This is a genomic window from Undibacterium sp. Di27W, assembly GCF_049340345.1.
GTDB lineage: Bacteria > Pseudomonadota > Gammaproteobacteria > Burkholderiales > Burkholderiaceae_D > Undibacterium.
Genome location: NZ_JBMPOS010000137.1, coordinates 1 through 336 on the forward strand (window position 1 = coordinate 1; position 336 = coordinate 336).

Consider the following 336-nt stretch of genomic DNA (forward strand, 5'->3'; position numbering starts at 1 on the left):
TAAGTGATAGATACACTCGGTTCTCTTCTTCTGGAGGTCAATTATGAAAATCGATTTCAAATTTGAAAAGCCTATGCGGGCATGTAGCATTATTGCTGCCGCCTCTTTGCTGGCAATATCTGCTGTCCCAGTAGTCTACGCAGCTGACTCAGTTAGCGCGGCTGATAAGAAATTCATGGTGGACGCCGCGCATGCGGGCGCAACAGAAATTACAGCGAGCAAAGATGCCACGCGTAAAGCTTCTTCACCGTCTGTCAAAGAATTTGCCGATCAAATGGTCACAGATCATTCCAAAGTAGCGGATGAATTAAAGCAGTTGGCCAATAGTAAAAAAGT

At 45.2% G+C, this 336-nt stretch carries 1 protein-coding gene; it reads left to right on the plus strand.

The window, feature by feature from the left end:
- Positions 1 to 43: 43 nt before the first annotated feature.
- The coding region (locus tag ACO0LF_RS31640) for a DUF4142 domain-containing protein (RefSeq protein WP_423021402.1) at positions 44 to 336 on the plus strand (293 nt) is incomplete at its 3' end.